The sequence below is a fragment of the Colwellia sp. BRX8-5 genome (assembly GCF_014077325.1).
GTDB lineage: Bacteria > Pseudomonadota > Gammaproteobacteria > Enterobacterales > Alteromonadaceae > Colwellia_A.
In genome coordinates this window covers 210,683-226,421 of sequence record NZ_JACGVR010000004.1, presented here as the reverse complement: position 1 = coordinate 226,421, position 15,739 = coordinate 210,683, and the positions used below count along the sequence as shown (strand labels likewise).

General features: G+C 38.2%; 13 protein-coding genes. 11 read left to right on the top strand and 2 right to left on the bottom strand.

The window, feature by feature from the left end; translation table 11 throughout:
* Positions 1–259: 259 nt before the first annotated feature.
* From tig to H4J62_RS04870, 10 genes are all read left to right on the top strand, one after another.
* The gene (gene tig, locus H4J62_RS04915) at positions 260–1,567 is read left to right on the top strand and encodes a trigger factor (RefSeq protein ID WP_070374164.1); all 1,308 of its coding nucleotides are present in this window, start codon (positions 260–262) and stop codon (positions 1,565–1,567) included.
* A 229-nt stretch (positions 1,568–1,796) separates the two neighbouring features.
* Complete coding sequence (gene clpP / locus H4J62_RS04910; protein WP_182214969.1) at positions 1,797–2,405, top strand: ATP-dependent Clp endopeptidase proteolytic subunit ClpP; 609 nt, start codon at positions 1,797–1,799, stop codon at positions 2,403–2,405.
* An 80-nt stretch (positions 2,406–2,485) separates the two neighbouring features.
* Positions 2,486–3,763 carry an ATP-dependent protease ATP-binding subunit ClpX gene (gene clpX, locus H4J62_RS04905; protein WP_070374163.1) on the top strand — a complete coding sequence of 426 codons (1,278 nt, stop codon included), beginning with the start codon at positions 2,486–2,488 and terminating at the stop codon, positions 3,761–3,763.
* Between the two features lie 158 nt (positions 3,764–3,921).
* Positions 3,922–6,270 carry an endopeptidase La gene (gene lon, locus H4J62_RS04900; RefSeq protein ID WP_070374162.1) on the top strand — a complete coding sequence of 783 codons (2,349 nt, stop codon included), beginning with the start codon at positions 3,922–3,924 and terminating at the stop codon, positions 6,268–6,270.
* 291 nt (positions 6,271–6,561) lie between these two features.
* Positions 6,562–6,837 carry a nucleoid-associated protein HU-beta gene (hupB, locus tag H4J62_RS04895; protein WP_070374161.1) on the top strand — a complete coding sequence of 92 codons (276 nt, stop codon included), beginning with the start codon at positions 6,562–6,564 and terminating at the stop codon, positions 6,835–6,837.
* Positions 6,838–7,033: 196 nt separating this feature from the next.
* Positions 7,034–8,947 (top strand): SurA N-terminal domain-containing protein, encoded by a 1,914-nt coding sequence (locus H4J62_RS04890; RefSeq protein WP_182214855.1) that lies wholly within the window; start codon positions 7,034–7,036, stop codon positions 8,945–8,947.
* Between the two features lie 133 nt (positions 8,948–9,080).
* Positions 9,081–9,632, top strand: a complete 552-nt coding sequence (locus H4J62_RS04885) for a methyltransferase domain-containing protein (RefSeq protein WP_220470072.1) — start codon at positions 9,081–9,083, stop codon at positions 9,630–9,632.
* A gap of 427 nt (positions 9,633–10,059) precedes the next feature.
* Positions 10,060–11,538: a glycerol kinase GlpK gene (gene glpK, locus H4J62_RS04880; protein WP_182214858.1), complete on the top strand. Its 1,479-nt coding sequence runs from the start codon at positions 10,060–10,062 to the stop codon at positions 11,536–11,538.
* Between the two features lie 135 nt (positions 11,539–11,673).
* Positions 11,674–12,510, top strand: a complete 837-nt coding sequence (locus tag H4J62_RS04875; RefSeq protein ID WP_182214860.1) for a class I SAM-dependent methyltransferase — start codon at positions 11,674–11,676, stop codon at positions 12,508–12,510.
* Positions 12,511–12,532: 22 nt separating this feature from the next.
* Positions 12,533–13,294: a type 1 glutamine amidotransferase domain-containing protein gene (locus tag H4J62_RS04870; RefSeq protein WP_182214861.1), complete on the top strand. Its 762-nt coding sequence runs from the start codon at positions 12,533–12,535 to the stop codon at positions 13,292–13,294.
* 39 nt (positions 13,295–13,333) lie between these two features.
* Here H4J62_RS04870 and H4J62_RS04865 read toward each other — a convergent pair whose 3' ends face one another.
* Positions 13,334–13,858 (bottom strand): VF530 family DNA-binding protein, encoded by a 525-nt coding sequence (locus tag H4J62_RS04865; RefSeq protein WP_182214863.1) that lies wholly within the window; start codon positions 13,856–13,858, stop codon positions 13,334–13,336.
* 69 nt (positions 13,859–13,927) lie between these two features.
* Positions 13,928–14,758, bottom strand: coding sequence for an SDR family oxidoreductase (locus H4J62_RS04860; protein WP_182214865.1), 831 nt, complete (start codon positions 14,756–14,758; stop codon positions 13,928–13,930).
* Positions 14,759–14,853: 95 nt separating this feature from the next.
* Between H4J62_RS04860 and H4J62_RS04855 the strand changes: the two genes are divergently transcribed.
* Complete coding sequence (locus tag H4J62_RS04855) at positions 14,854–15,666, top strand: crotonase/enoyl-CoA hydratase family protein (RefSeq protein WP_182214866.1); 813 nt, start codon at positions 14,854–14,856, stop codon at positions 15,664–15,666.
* The last annotated feature ends 73 nt before the right edge of the window (positions 15,667–15,739 follow it).

The window sequence follows — 15,739 nt, the reverse complement described above, 5'->3', positions numbered from 1 at the left end:
TAACGTCATTAAAGGGTCGACTCTTATATCAAGCATCGCTATAATTTCGCGTCATTATTTTAAAATCTAGGTCTATATCATGCCTTTTAAACCTCGCTGAGCGAGGAACTATTTATTAGTGTTGGTATTTACTCTGATTTTTCGGGCTTCTGTAGCGTTGGTTATAGGGCTACAAACGTCACACTCTTTGGCTAATTAAGCTGTGAAGTAGTTGTGTTATTGAAAGCGTTACTAAAACGCTAAGTTTTGAGGTATTAAAATGCAAGTTTCAGTAGAGACTACACAAGGTTTGGAACGTAAGTTAACTATTTCTGTTCCTGCAGAATCAGTAGATGTAGAAGTTAAAAACCGTCTTCGTCACATATCAAAAACCCAGCGAATTAATGGTTTCCGTCCAGGTAAAGTTCCTGCGACTGTTATCCAAAAGCGTTACGGTCAATCAGTTCGTCAAGAAGTTGCTGGCGAATTAATGCAACGTAACTTTGTTGATGCAATTGTTGCAGAAAAAATGAATCCAGCTGGTCGTCCAAGTTTTATTGCTAAAAGCAATGAAGACGGCAAAGCGCTAGAATTCGAAGCTACTTTTGAAGTTTACCCTGATGTTGCTTTAACGGGCTTAGATTCAATTAACGTTGAACGTCCTGACGTTGAAGTTACAGATGCTGATTTAGATGAAATGTTTATTACATTACAGAATCAACATAAAACGTGGAAAGAAAACAAGCGTAAAACTAAAGCCGGTGACAAACTTGTTTTAGATTTTACTGGCCGTGTTGACGGTGAAGTTTTTGAAGGCGGCGAAGCTAAAGATTTCGAACTTGAATTAGGCGCTGGTCGCATGATCCCAGGTTTTGAAAAAGAAATTACTGGCATGAAAGCTGGCGATGAAAAAACAATTAAAGTGACTTTCCCTGATGATTACCATGCTGAAAACCTAAAAGGTAAAGAAGCAGAGTTTGATATCGTTCTTCATAAAACTGAAGGTCCAGTATTACCAACAATCGATGAAGATTTTGCTAAATTGTTTGGTGTTCAAGAAGGTGGCGTAGAAGCATTACGCACTGAAGTAAGCACTAACATGACTCGTGAGTTAACCCAAGCGGTTAAAGCTAAAGTTAAAGAGCAAGTAATCGAAGGCTTATTAGCTGCTAACGATGTTGAAATTCCTAAAGCGTTAATCGCTCAAGAAATTGACGTTTTACGTAAGCAAGCAATGCAACGTTTTGCAGGTCAAATGGATCCTAATAACATGCCAGAGCTTCCAGCTGATATGTTTGAAGAGCAAGCTAAACGCCGTGTTAAAGTTGGTTTGTTACTAGGTGAAGTGATCAAAGTTAATGAATTAAAAGTTGACGAAAACAAAGTTAACGAATTAATTGCATCAGCCGCATCAGCTTACGAAGATCCAAAAGAAGTTATCGAGTACTACGCAACAAACAAAGAGCTTAATCAACAAATGCAGAATGTTGCATTAGAAGAGCAAGCTGTTGAATTGTTACTTGAAAGCGCAAAAGTTAATAAAAAGAAAGCAAGCTTTAAAGATATAATGAATCCAGAAGGTAAATAAGACTGAGTCTCTTAGGATTCTTGCCACTGAGCAAAGAAACTTAATCGGCTAAGTTGCTGCCATTTGCTTAAATTTGTAGCACTTTAGTGAAACAAATGTGAATTGGTAGACCTTTTAGATTGACATTATGTCAAGCAATCGCTTAAATGGCTGGTATGGGGACATACGAGCCATTTTTTATATAGAAAGGAAATTTTAGTTGTTTACTTCTCAAAATAATTCTCAGAAAATCACCAGCACTATCGATAGTGCTTTAGTGCCAATGGTTATTGAGCAAACACCTAAGGGTGAGCGCTCGTTCGATATTTATTCAAGACTTTTAAAAGAGCGTGTTATTTTCTTGTGTGGTCAAGTTGAAGATCACATGGCTAATTTGATTGTTGCTCAGTTATTATTCCTTGAGTCTGAAAGTCCTGATAAAGATATATACTTATATATTAATTCACCTGGCGGTTCGGTAACTGCAGGTATGGCTATTTACGATACGATGAAGTTTATTAAGCCAAACATTAGTACAGTATGTATCGGTCAGGCGGCTAGCATGGGCGCATTCTTATTGTCAGGCGGTGAAAAAGGTAAACGTTACTGTCTACCCAATGCCCGTGTGATGATTCATCAGCCACTTGGTGGTTTCCAAGGTCAAGCATCTGACTTTGAAATTCATGCGAAAGAAATTCTTTATATTAAAACTAAATTGAACAGTTTAATGGCCGAGCATACAGGTCAGTCATTAGAGAAAGTTTCTCATGACACCGACCGTGACAACTTCCTAAGTGCAGAAAGTGCGGTTGAATATGGATTAGTTGACTCCATATTAACAGAACGATTAGATAAATAATTTCACAACTTTGTGATCTAGATAATTTATGAAATACTTAACAGTATCTGTATTAGAAATTAAACAAATTGAGGTTCCGTATGACCGATATTAAAAATGGTGACGGTGATAACGGCAAGCTTTTGTATTGTTCGTTTTGTGGCAAGAGCCAACATGAAGTTCGTAAACTTATTGCTGGTCCGTCAGTATTTGTTTGTGATGAGTGTGTTGAACTGTGCAACGATATTATTCGTGAAGAAATAAAAGAAATTTCCCCGAAAGAAGAAAAAGAAAGCTTACCTACACCGATAGAGATCCGTGAAAGTTTAGACGACTACGTTATTGGTCAAGATCACGCGAAAAAAGTATTAGCCGTAGCGGTTTATAATCACTACAAACGTTTACGCAATGGTGACTCTCACAATGGTATAGAGTTAAGTAAAAGTAATATTTTACTTATTGGCCCAACGGGTAGTGGTAAAACATTACTGGCTGAAACCTTAGCGCGTTTACTTGATGTGCCGTTTACTATGGCCGACGCAACGACATTAACTGAAGCAGGTTATGTTGGTGAAGATGTTGAAAACATCATTCAAAAGCTTTTACAAAAATGTGATTACGATGTTGAAAAAGCCCAGCGTGGTATTGTTTACATCGATGAAATTGATAAGATTTCACGTAAATCAGATAATCCATCAATCACGCGTGATGTATCAGGTGAAGGTGTTCAGCAAGCATTGTTAAAGCTTATTGAAGGCACTATCGCTTCAGTTCCACCACAAGGTGGGCGTAAACATCCTCAACAAGAGTTTTTGCAGGTTGATACCTCGAAAATCTTATTTATCTGTGGTGGTGCATTTGCCGGTTTAGATAAAGTTGTTGAGCAACGTTCACATACTGGTGCAGGTATAGGTTTTGGCGCAGAAGTTCGTGGCAAAGATAGCAAGAAAACGCTAACTCAACACTTACAAGATGTTGAGCCAGAAGATCTGATTAAGTATGGTTTAATTCCTGAGTTTATTGGTCGCTTGCCTGTTGTAGCAACATTGACAGAACTTGATGAAGACGCATTAATCCAAATATTGCAAGAGCCTAAAAATGCGCTAACTAAGCAGTTTGGTGCATTGTTCGACATGGAAAACGTTGAATTAGAGTTCAGAGAAGATGCATTAATTGCTATTGCACACAAAGCAATGGTGCGTAAAACGGGCGCGCGTGGTTTACGCTCAATCGTTGAAAGCGTCTTACTTGATACCATGTATGAATTGCCATCAATGAATGATGCGATAAAAGTTGTGGTCGATGAAACAGTAATAAAAGGTGAGTCAAAACCGATTATTATTTACGATACACCACAGGAAAAAGTAGCGAGCGAATAGCCGTTCATTGCTAAAATTTTAGGTGTTTCGATAAAAAGAGTTAGATGACATTGATCATTTAGCTCTTTTTTTTTGTCTATCCGTTGAAAGCTTTACTAAAATCCCCATATACTTTTTAACTACAATTTTTTCCCTACTGATTTTCGAGAGAGTAACCTATGACCGAAGAGTTATCTGGTATCAATGAAATTCCTGTTCTAGCCTTGCGCGACGTTGTTGTTTATCCCCAAATGGTGATCCCATTATTTGTAGGTCGCGAAAAATCTATTCGCTGTTTAGATATAGCGATGGAAAACGACAAGCAGGTTTTTCTTGTTGCACAAAAAGATGCCGCAGTTGACGACCCTACAGCCGATGATGTTTATCGTGCGGGTACGATTGCCACTATTTTACAAATGTTGAAATTACCTGATGGCACAGTGAAAGTGTTAGTTGAAGGAGCGCGTAGAGCGCGTATAACTCAATTTGTTGAAACACAAGAATACTTCACTGCCGATATTGAGTTTCTTGACGTAGAAACCGTTAACGAAGACGATTGTGAAGTCTTGGTTCGTTCGGCTATTTCTCAGTTTGAAGGTTATGTCAAACTCAATAAAAAAATACCACCTGAAGTGTTAACTTCAGTTTCAGGTATTGATGATGCAGAACAATTAGCGGATACGATGGCTGCACATATGCCATTAAAGTTAGCTGAAAAACAAAAAGTACTAGAAATAGAGAATGTTGCTCAACGTCTAGAATATTTAATGGCACTGATGGAAGGCGAAATTGACTTATTGCAAGTTGAAAAGAAAATTCGTACCCGTGTTAAAAAACAAATGGAAAAAAGTCAGCGCGAATATTATTTGAATGAGCAAATGAAAGCCATTCAAAAAGAATTAGGCGATGACGAAGAAGGTTCAAACGAAGTTGAGCAGCTTGAAAAGCAAATTGAAGATGCGCAAATGCCCGAAGAAGCTAAAGAAAAGACTTTAGCCGAAGTACGTAAATTAAAAATGATGTCACCGATGTCGGCAGAAGCAACCGTGGTTCGCTCATACATCGACTGGATGATCAGTGTACCTTGGAAGAAGCGTAGTAAGTTAAAGCGTAACTTAAAGCTTGCTCAAGATATTTTAGATAAAGATCATTACGGTTTAGATAAAGTTAAAGAACGTATTTTAGAGTATTTAGCGGTGCAGCAACGTGTTAGCCAGCTAAAAGGACCTATTCTTTGTTTAGTTGGCCCTCCAGGGGTTGGTAAAACGTCTTTAGGACAATCTATTGCTAAGTCAACCGGACGTAAATACGTGCGTATGGCACTAGGTGGTGTGCGTGATGAAGCTGAAATTCGAGGCCATCGCCGCACATATATTGGTTCTTTGCCAGGTAAGTTGATTCAAAAAATTGCTAAAGTTGGGGTTAAGAATCCACTATTTTTATTAGATGAAATAGATAAAATGGCGTCTGATATGCGTGGCGATCCTGCATCTGCTTTACTGGAAGTGCTTGATCCTGAGCAAAACACGACGTTTAACGACCATTACTTGGAAGTTGATTACGATTTATCCGATGTGATGTTTGTTGCTACTTCTAATAGTATGGATATCCCTGGACCTTTATTGGATCGCATGGAAGTTATTCGTTTGTCGGGTTATACCGAAGATGAGAAGCTTAATATTGCCAAGAATCACTTACTCGATAAGCAAGTTGGTCGTAATGGTCTAAAAGAGAAAGAAATTTCAATTGAAGACAGCGCTATTATGGGCATCATTCGCTACTACACAAGAGAAGCTGGGGTACGTGGCTTAGAGCGAGAGATATCAAAACTTTGTCGTAAAGCGGTAAAAGCGATTTTATTAGATAAAACCATTAAAAAAGTCACTATTAATCAAGATAACTTATCTGAATTTTTGGGTGTACAACGTTTTGATTATGGTAAAGCGGATAGTGAAAATAGAATAGGTCAAGTGACTGGTTTAGCATGGACATCTGTAGGTGGTGAGTTATTAACTATAGAAACAGCTTCGGTTCCAGGTAAAGGTAAACTGACTTACACCGGTTCATTAGGTGACGTGATGCAGGAATCGATACAAGCAGCGATGACCGTTGTACGAAGTCGAGCCGATAAATTTCGTATTAATGCTGATTTTCATGAAAAACGTGATATCCATGTTCATGTCCCAGAAGGTGCTACACCAAAAGATGGGCCAAGCGCAGGTGTTGGTATGTGTACGGCATTAGTTTCTAGCCTAACCGGTAATCCGGTCAGAGCAGATGTTGCTATGACAGGTGAAATTACGTTACGAGGTGAAGTACTTCCTATTGGCGGCTTAAAAGAAAAACTCTTGGCTGCGCATCGTGGTGGTATTAAAACAGTCATTATTCCAAAAGATAATGAGCGTGATTTGGAAGAAATTCCTGACAATGTTAAAGGTGATTTGGTTATTCATCCGGTAAAATGGATAGAAGAGGTATTAGATATTGCCTTAGAGCATCCAGTAGAAAAATTCAAATTAGGCAACTAATTTGTAAAAATTGCTGTTTTTTTAGTAAATAAAAGAAAAAATTGCAAAAAATTAACAAAAAACAGTGATTTTTGCTTTTCAAACACTGAAACTGTGTTAAGTTAATGTCGCTGATAACGCTAGACCCCTATCCATACATAGGATTAGGGTTTGGTTAAGATAAAAATAAATAATAAATTTTATTTTCTTAAACACAGTGCTTGATGTTCAAAAGAAGCTCAATATAAAAGTTTCCGCAGGACGCTAAAACAAATGATGGCACTGAATAATAACAATTGAAGGGGAATACTTGTGAACAAATCTCAACTAATCGAAAAAATCGCTGCTGGTGCAGACATCTCTAAAGCTGCTGCTGGTCGTGCGTTAGATTCATTTATTGAAGCTGTTACAGACGAATTGAAAAATGGTGAGCAAGTTGCTCTAGTTGGTTTTGGTACTTTCTCAGTACGTGACCGTGCTGCGCGCACTGGCCGCAACCCACAGACGGGTGCAACTATTCAAATCGCTGCAGCTAAAATCCCAGCATTTAAAGCTGGTAAAGCATTAAAAGATTCAGTTAATCCATAATTATCTGCTTCAATTTTTGTAGATAAATCAGAAAAGCCTTTTTAAACGAAGGCTTTTTTTATTTTACATATCCCATAAATAGCTTCATTTATATCACTATAAAATAATTAAATCTTCGTCTGCTACTTCAAGGTCAGTGATGCTTCTGATAGAATCCTGAACAAAGATATATCTGTCGTAATAAATAGAGAAAAAGATGTTAGAAAATATTCGAGAAGGTTCACAGGGCTGGATTGCAAAATCAATCCTAGGTTTAGTTATTTTAACTTTTGCTTTAGCGGGAATTGGTACTTATACCAACTCAGTAGACACATCTGTCGCTGACGTTAACGGTGAAAAAATATCACAAGATGCTTTTAATAAAGCTTATCAAGCGCAACGTAATCGTATGGCACAACAATTTGGTGATATGTTCGAAACATTATCAGCAGATGAAAATTATATGGCTAACTTTCGTAACGGTATTTTAGATAACCTAATTAATGAAAAGCTGATTGATCAAAGTACAGTTGATATGTCTATTCGCGCTTCTGATGAACGTATTAAGCAAACTATTCGCACGATGACTGAATTTCAGGTCGATGGTGTTTTTGATAATAATCGTTATTTAGCGATGATTAACCAAGCCGGTTTTTATCAATCTTCAGATTTTCGTGATTACTTACGTGTTCAAATGACTCGTCGTCAATTAACACAAGCACTTGTTGCCAGCGAGTTCAACTTGCCATACCAAGAAAAACGGGTAAGCGCTTTACAAAACCAAAAGCGTAACGTCCGCTATGCGACCATTAATGCTGAACAGTTTAAAGCCGGTATTGAGTTAACTGACGATGAAATCAATCAGTACTACTTAGCTAATCAAGGCCGTTTTGAAAACGAAGAAAAAGTAAAACTTAACTACATCGCACTTGATGTTAACGACATTGCAAAAACAATTGAAGTTAGTGACGCTGATGTTAAAGCTTACTACCAAGAGAATATTGCCAGCTATCGTCAAGACGAACAGCGTCGTGTTGCTCATATTTTAATTGAGTTTGGTGATGATGAAGTTGTGGCAAAAGTAACGGCAGAAGCTTTATTAGCCCGTGTTAATGCCGGAGAAGATTTTGCTACTTTAGCCAAAGAAAGTTCAGACGATACTTTTAGCGGTGAAAATGGTGGTGATTTAGAATGGATTGAACGTGGTGCCATGGGCGATGCGTTTGACGAAGGCGCCTTCGCGTTAACCGAGATTAATAGCGTAAGTGATGTTGTCGAAAGTGACTTTGGTTTTCATATCATTAAATTAACCGACCTAAAAGCTGAACAAGTTCAGGCTTTTGCTGACGTAGAAGTAGAACTGCAAGCAAAAGTGAGTCAATCAAAAGCACAAGATAAGTTTTTTGATTTACAACAGGAAATGGCACGATTAAGTTTTGAAGCTCCTGATAGTTTAGACGAAGCTGCTGAAGCCGTTAACTCAAAAATAATGACGACAGACTGGTTAAGTAAATTTGGCAACGTAGCGCCATTTGATAGCCCTAAAGCAATTGAAGCTGCTTTCTCTGATTTAGTCCTTCAAGAGAACTTAAACTCAGACATTATTGAAGTTAGCGATACTTTAGCGATTGTTATTCGTTTAGAAGAGTACCAACCAGCAGAAGTTAAGCCACTTACTGAAGTTACTGTACAAATTAGTGATACTTTGATTAGCGAGAAAGCAACAGAGCTAGCACAAACAACAGCTGACTCTTTACTTGTTTCATTTAAAGCAGGTAATGATATTAGCGAGCAGTTAACAGCGATTAACGCCGTGTTTATTGAAAAAGCTGATGTTACACGCTCAGGTAGTGATATTGCGCCTAGCTTAAGTCGTGAGGCTTTTAAATTACCTCATCCAAGTGAAGGTCAGATTTCAGCAACGACGGTAACATTAAATAACGGTGATTTAGCCTTATTAGAAGTTCAAGCTGTTATAGCGAGTAATGTTGAAAAAGCACTTGACCCAAGAATGGCACAACAACAAACGCAACAACTTGCACAATCTGCTTACCAAAGCTTTGTTGAAGCATTAAAAGTTAATGCTGAGATCACCCGTAAAGCAATAGCGGCGCCAGTATCTCAGTTTTAAGTAGCTAAGTGACTCAGTCATCAAGCGATTAAATAACGATACTTATTAATGATGAGTATTGAATTAAATGAAGGCTGCAAATTGATTGCAGCCTTTTTTATTACTCATAGAAAAAAGTCAAAAAGCTAAAATTATGCATTCTTCCTTGCTAGAAAAGTATTTACCTGAACTTAACCCTCATGAAAATTCATTACCCATCTTAGATCTGGCTTGTGGCAATGGCAGGAATGGTTTGTTTTGCCTAGAGAAAAATTTAGCGGTGACTTTTGCTGATATTAACTCGCAGTCATTAGCGAATGTTCAGCAAGCAATAAGTCATGATGCAGATAAATATCAATCAACATTAGCCACCTTTTGGCTTATTGACTTTGAACAAAGGTTTTCTCAGCCATTAGTTGAAAATAGTTATAGTGCCGTAATGGTTTTTCGCTACTTACATCGACCACTTATCGAGCAGATTAAAGCGGCAGTAGTTCCTAATGGTCTCGTTATTTATGAAACGTTCACCTTAGGACAAGCGGTTCTTGGTCGCCCCAAAAATCCTGATTTTTTATTAAAAAAAGGAGAATTACTTGAGCATTTTGCTGGTTGGCAAATTATTCATTCTTTTGAAGGGACAATAATTTCAGATACGGGAAATCATAGCCAAGCCATAGCGCAAGTCGTGGCGAGAAAACCTTTATAATTACTTAACAAGTAAGTTGTGGCATGATCTGTTTAACCTGCTTAACTTTATTCATTCAGCGGAGACTGTTTTGTTTTATCGCAAAGTATCTTTTATCGATATGTTTAAGCGATAACAATTTCAGACACGGGTAATAATAGCCAAGGCATAGCGCAAGTTGTGGCGATAAAACCTTTATAATTGCTCAATAAGCAAGTTGTGGCATAATCTGTTTAACTTTATTCATTCAGCGGAGACTGTTTTGTTTTACCGCAAAGTATCTTTTATCGATATGTTTAAGGGATAACAATTTCAGACACGGGTAATAATAGCCAAGCTATAGCGCAAATCGTGGCGAGAAAACCTTTATAATTGCTCAACAAGCAAGTTGTGGCATGATCTGTTTAATCAGCTTAACTTTATTCATTCAGCGGAGACTTTTCTTTTTATGGCAAAGTACCTTTTATCAATAGACCAAGGCACGACAAGTTCACGAGCGATATTGTTCACCACCCAAGGTGAACGTTACGCGAGTGCCCAAGAAGAGTTTCCGCAATATTTTCCTCAAGATGGTTGGGTCGAACACAACCCTAACGAACTATGGCAGAGTGTCTTAAGTACCTGTCAAAAAGTGCTAGATGAAAATCAGTTGAGTGCTAGCGATATCTTAGGTATTGGCATAACCAACCAGCGAGAAACGACTCTCGTATGGGATAAAAATACTGGCGCTGTTATTTACAATGCGATTGTTTGGCAAGATAGACGTACCGCTTTTTTTTGTGATTCAATCGATTGTCAAGACATCAAAAATAGCATTATGGATAAAACGGGGTTAATTTTAGATGCGTACTTTTCTGCAACCAAAATTAATTGGTTATTGGATAATGTACCCGGCGCAAGAGAAAAAGCAGACGCAGGTCAGTTACTTTTTGGCACTGTTGATACTTTTTTATTGTGGCAATTAACGGCGGGGAAGTCCCATAAAACTGATGCAACTAATGCTTCTCGCACTATGTTATTTAATATTCACCAACAATGTTGGGATGATGAATTACTGGCTTTATTTTCAATACCCAAAAGTATGTTGCCTGACGTGATGGACTGCGCCGCTGAATTTGGTGTCACGCAATCATCTTTATTTAATGGTGAAATCCCCATTTTAGCGATGGCTGGCGATCAACAGGCGGCTTTATTTGGTCAAGCTTGTTTTACTGAGGGCATGGCGAAATGTACTTATGGTACAGGCGCATTTTTAATGCTAAATACCGGCAATAAAGCTTTAAAGTCAACTAATCGCCTACTGACAACTATTGCCTATCGTTTAAACGGTGACGTTACTTATGCTATTGAAGGCAGTATTTTTATGGCAGGGGCAACTATTCAATGGCTAAGAGATCAATTAAAGATCATTGATAAAGCAAGTGACAGTGAAAAAATTGCTGAAAATACGGTTGTTGAGCATGGTGTTTTTTTAGTCCCAGCATTTACAGGCTTGGGTGCCCCGTATTGGGATCCTAATGCTCGCGCTGTCATTTCAGGCCTTAGTCGTGACTCAGGTCGAAATGAAATAATTTCTGCTGCTTTGCAGTCGGTTGCTTTTCAAAGCAAAGACTTACAAAATGCTATGGCAAAAGATGGCTTAGCGCTCTCATTTTTAAAAGTAGACGGCGGTATGGCGGAAAATAACTGGCTGCTTAATTTTATCAGCGATATGTTATCGATAACGGTTGAACGCCCTGATATCGTTGAAACCACAGCGTTAGGCGTTGCTTATTTAACCGGCTTACAAGCAGGCGTTTTTTCCTCGGTTGATCAATTATCAACCTTGTGGCGCTGTGAAAAAAGTTTTACGCCACAAATCAGCGAGCAGAAAAAAAATCGTCTTTATGCACAGTGGCAAGATGCCGTAAGTAAAGTACAAAGCTAGTACCTTAAATGCGAGTAGTTATCAATTTAGACAAAAGCTGGCGATTGTTATTGTCACTTTAATTAGCACTGAAATTCTGCACTTTACGCGTTAACGGGTATACAATGCTAATTTTATTATTCTATAAATCTCATTATGTATATTGATCCTAAATGGCGTGTTTTAACGGTTGGCGATGGCGACTTATCTTTTTCTGCATCTTTACTTAAACATCATCAACCCCAGCAGCTGACAGCAACCATCTATGACAGCATGGCTTGTTTACAGGAAAAGTACGGTGATGTTTATTATCAGCAGTTACAGCAGGACAATTGCCAAGTCATCACTGATTTTGACGTCACTGATGAAAATACTTGGGGGACGTTAGCTGAAAAATCATTTGATTTGGTGATCTTTCAATTTCCATTATTCCCCGCTTTTCCTTCTGAACAAGCTTTTCAAGCTCAGTGCCAGCAATTAAGTGTTAATACCTTAAACAGAGCTTTACTGAGAAAATATCTGTTGAACTGCTTTCAATACTTTCTTGATGAAAACGGTGCAAAACTTGCGTTGATCACTTCAAAGAATGTTAAACCTTATCTGCAATGGAATATTGAAAAAGCATTAATCACTGATACCGATATCAACTATATTGGTCGTTTTTTCTTTGATATTACTAAATTTCCAGATTATAAAGTCAGGAATGTAAACAGAGATAAACATGTTAAATCAACTCAAGGTACAACTTATATATACAGCCAAGCGCCTCTAGAAAACTGTAAGGCGATGTTTGATGCTAACAGCGACGACTATATTACCTATAACCGTAAAAGTAGGGTGCCTGAAGATAAAAAATGCTTAGCTTGTCATACAGGCGCTTTCGCCACAGAGCACGACAAGCAAATGCATTTAGCCACTAAGAAACATCAGCAAATGTCTGCCTACGAGCAGCAATGGACTTATTTCCTGCAACAAGAACAGGCTAACAAATAAATCTTAAATAGGGTCAATAAAGATGCATAACAAAAAAGTACTGATCCCCCTACCGCGCTATGGTTGCGATCCTTCAGAAGTTGCTATTCCTTGGTTATTGCTAAAAGAACAGCAGGTTGAAATGACCTTTATAACACCTGATGGCAAGGTCGCGACGGCTGACGATATTATGCTGACTGGAAAAGGTTTGGGCTTGCTCAAACCCTTACTACAGGCTAGACAAGATGCCATAAATGCCTATCGTCAACTGGAACAATCAGCTGAATTTAATAAGCCTTTATTTTACACCGATGTGAAAGCCAGTGACTTCGATGGATTATTATTACCGGGTGGGCATGACAAAGGGGTAAAAGAATATTTAGAGTCAGAGGTATTACAAAGATTGGTGGTTGATTTTTTTAATGAAAATAAACCCGTCGCGGCTGTTTGTCATGGCGTATTAATTCCAGCGAGAAGTATTGATCCCAAAAGTCAAAAATCGGTCATCTATAATTATCAATGTACCGGGCTATTAAAGCGTCAAGAGCTTATGGCTTTCCAATTAACTCGACTTTGGTTAGATGATTATTATTTAACATATCCAGAAACAACCACAGAAGATGAATTAGTGGCAGCACTTGCCAGTAAAACTCAGTTTGTTGCCGGCAGCTTGCCAATAGCTCGTGATGATTTACAGCACTTGTCACGTGGCTTTATCGTTAAAGATAGAAACTACTTATCGGCGCGATGGCCTGGAGATATTTATAATTTTAGTTTGAGATTTATTGATATGTTGACAGATTAACCCTGTAGTAAATCTGTCACTTGAATGCTTATATTGATGTTACTTAGGAGAATCAGAGTAAGGATTTGAAGATGCACTAGCTGGCTTTGAGCGTTCAGGTTTTTCTGTACGACGAGCAAAGCCCTGTTCACTTTTATCTTTATAGCTACCCTTACTGCTATTACTTCTGCTATCTCGACCTTGTGATGAAGGTTTGTTATTAGAAAAATTGGATGATCTGATTGTAGGGATAGGGGCTTGTCCTAAAATGAGTACGGCAGGGTCTTTAGGTTTCTGGCGTGCGGGTATCACTCGCAGACGCGGTGGAATTTCATATTGTTCATCATCAGCTTTAGGCAAGTTCTTAAATTGATATAAATAAAAACGTTCCATTTTTTCACGTGCCCACTCGGTCTTACGCAAAAACTTTAAGCTAGATTCAATACTAGGCTTGTTTTTAAAACAATTAATATTGGTATATTCCGCTAGAATTTCCCAACCATAATGATCATACACTTCATTTAAAAGTGTATCTAATTTAAGCCCGTGCAAGGGATTATTGAGTTGTTCGTCTTCTAGCGTCATGAGATTCTTTTTTACTAAACAGTTATAGCCATATTATATACGGATATGCGGACAATGTACTTGCCTTTATTATTTTTTGTTTCGATAACGCTCTTTTGCTTTTCGACCTTTTTTATAAAGTGCCGGTCTTAGAAAGCGTCTTAGTGAAGGAAATAGATAAGAAACAGTAGTTAACCAACCGCTCGAACGAGGCAATGTAATCTCGATTTGCTCACCTTTAGCTACGCGGATTATTGCCTCAGTGACTTGCTGTGGACTGCTCATGGGTTGCGAAAATACAATATCTTCTACTTCATCTATTTCAGACATAATAAAGCCAGTATTGATTGGCCCCGGAGAAACCAAACCAATACTAATCCCCGAACCGCTTAATTCATCAGCAAGGGCATAGGTAAATGCACGCAGCCCAGACTTAGTTGCGCAATAGGTTGCAGCGCCCTGTAATGGTGTTCGACCAGCTAAAGAGCCAACATTAACGATGCCGCCAAAGCCACCATTAGTTATACTGCTGCGTATATAAGGTAAAATTAATGCCGACAGTGCTATTGGCGCACGTAAATTTACATCGACCATTTTTGCTAATTGTTCAGCGGTATTATCTTCAACATTACCGCGTTGATGATAGCCAGCATTATTAATAAGATAATGAATACTGCCAAATTTCTCTTGAGCACTCTCTAGCATTTTTTGGCAATCAGCTGAATTAGCGACATCCATCTTGATCGTTAACACCGAAGTTTCAACACTAAGTTCTTTTTCAATCTCGTCGAGTGCTTGTTGTCCTCTCGCTAACAAAACCAAATTAGCTTTCAATTTGGCAAAGGCTCGGGCAGTTTCTGCACCAACACCTGCAGATGCACCGGTAATAACGACTGTTTTACCTTGAAAATAATGTTCCATCTTTATGCTTCCAGTTTCATTTGTTTTTATTTGTTTTATTTATTTACATCTCATGTCGACAAGGTTATTTTATTCTGGTCTAACCAGAGGTCAGTATGCCAGAAAAAACCGTATTGTTAACTATCGAAAACAACATTGCTTATGTTGCCCTTAATCGTGCAGATAAACATAACGCTATTAATATGATGATGTTTTATCAACTTGATAATATTATTAAACAATTACAAAAAGATAAATCACTGCGAGCAGTAATTGTTCATGGTAAGGGTGTCGATTTTTGTAGTGGTTTAGATGTTAAGTCTGTGATGAAAGCACCGGTTAATATCTTTAAACTCCTGTTTAAATGGTTACCCGGTCAATCAAATTTAGCACAACGTGTATCAACGGGCTGGCGTAAAATTCCTGCTCCGGTGATCATGGCATTACATGGCAGAGTTTGGGGGGGCGGTTTACAAATAGCACTCGGTGGCGATTTTCGCTTTGTTGAGCCCAGTGCTACTTTATCTATTTTAGAGGCAAGGTGGGGACTCATTCCGGATATGGGCGGCACTTTGGCACTTAAAGAACACTTGCCAGCAGATCAAGCGAAGTTGTTGGCGATGACTGGTCAAGAAATTTCTGCGCAGCAAGCACTTGAATTCAAGTTAATTACCGATATTTGTGCTGATCCCTTAGTGTCAGCAAAAAGCTTAGCAGATAAACTTTGCCAGCAATCACCGGATGCGGTTGCAGGTGTTAAAAAACTTTATAATCATGTTTGGTGGCGAAGTGACCGTTTTACCTTAGCCCGTGAAACTTATTATCAATTAAAAGTTATGTTAGGTAAAAATCAAAAGATAAAAACTTACAACCAAACCCATAGCACCAGTGAAGCGAAAGTCTTTAAAGATAGAGGCGATTGGTCGTAAGATTTAACTGAATATTTTCAGGTTGAATTTGCTACTTTTTTCGATGATGTGTAGCTATCTAAAGTGATCTAAA

Excerpts from the sequence above, each read along its gene's own strand:
- H4J62_RS04885 (WP_220470072.1), top strand. The coding sequence starts at position 9,081 with ATGCATTCTTCCTTGCTAGAAAAGTATTTACCTGAACTTAACCCTCAT.
- H4J62_RS04855 (WP_182214866.1), top strand. The coding sequence starts at position 14,854 with ATGCCAGAAAAAACCGTATTGTTAACTATCGAAAACAACATTGCTTAT.
- glpK (WP_182214858.1), top strand. The coding sequence starts at position 10,060 with ATGGCAAAGTACCTTTTATCAATAGACCAAGGCACGACAAGTTCACGA.
- H4J62_RS04875 (WP_182214860.1), top strand. The coding sequence starts at position 11,674 with ATGTATATTGATCCTAAATGGCGTGTTTTAACGGTTGGCGATGGCGAC.
- H4J62_RS04890 (WP_182214855.1), top strand. The coding sequence starts at position 7,034 with ATGTTAGAAAATATTCGAGAAGGTTCACAGGGCTGGATTGCAAAATCA.
- clpX (WP_070374163.1), top strand. The coding sequence starts at position 2,486 with ATGACCGATATTAAAAATGGTGACGGTGATAACGGCAAGCTTTTGTAT.
- H4J62_RS04860 (WP_182214865.1), bottom strand. The coding sequence starts at position 14,758 with ATGGAACATTATTTTCAAGGTAAAACAGTCGTTATTACCGGTGCATCT.
- H4J62_RS04870 (WP_182214861.1), top strand. The coding sequence starts at position 12,533 with ATGCATAACAAAAAAGTACTGATCCCCCTACCGCGCTATGGTTGCGAT.
- H4J62_RS04865 (WP_182214863.1), bottom strand. The coding sequence starts at position 13,858 with ATGACGCTAGAAGACGAACAACTCAATAATCCCTTGCACGGGCTTAAA.
- tig (WP_070374164.1), top strand. The coding sequence starts at position 260 with ATGCAAGTTTCAGTAGAGACTACACAAGGTTTGGAACGTAAGTTAACT.
- lon (WP_070374162.1), top strand. The coding sequence starts at position 3,922 with ATGACCGAAGAGTTATCTGGTATCAATGAAATTCCTGTTCTAGCCTTG.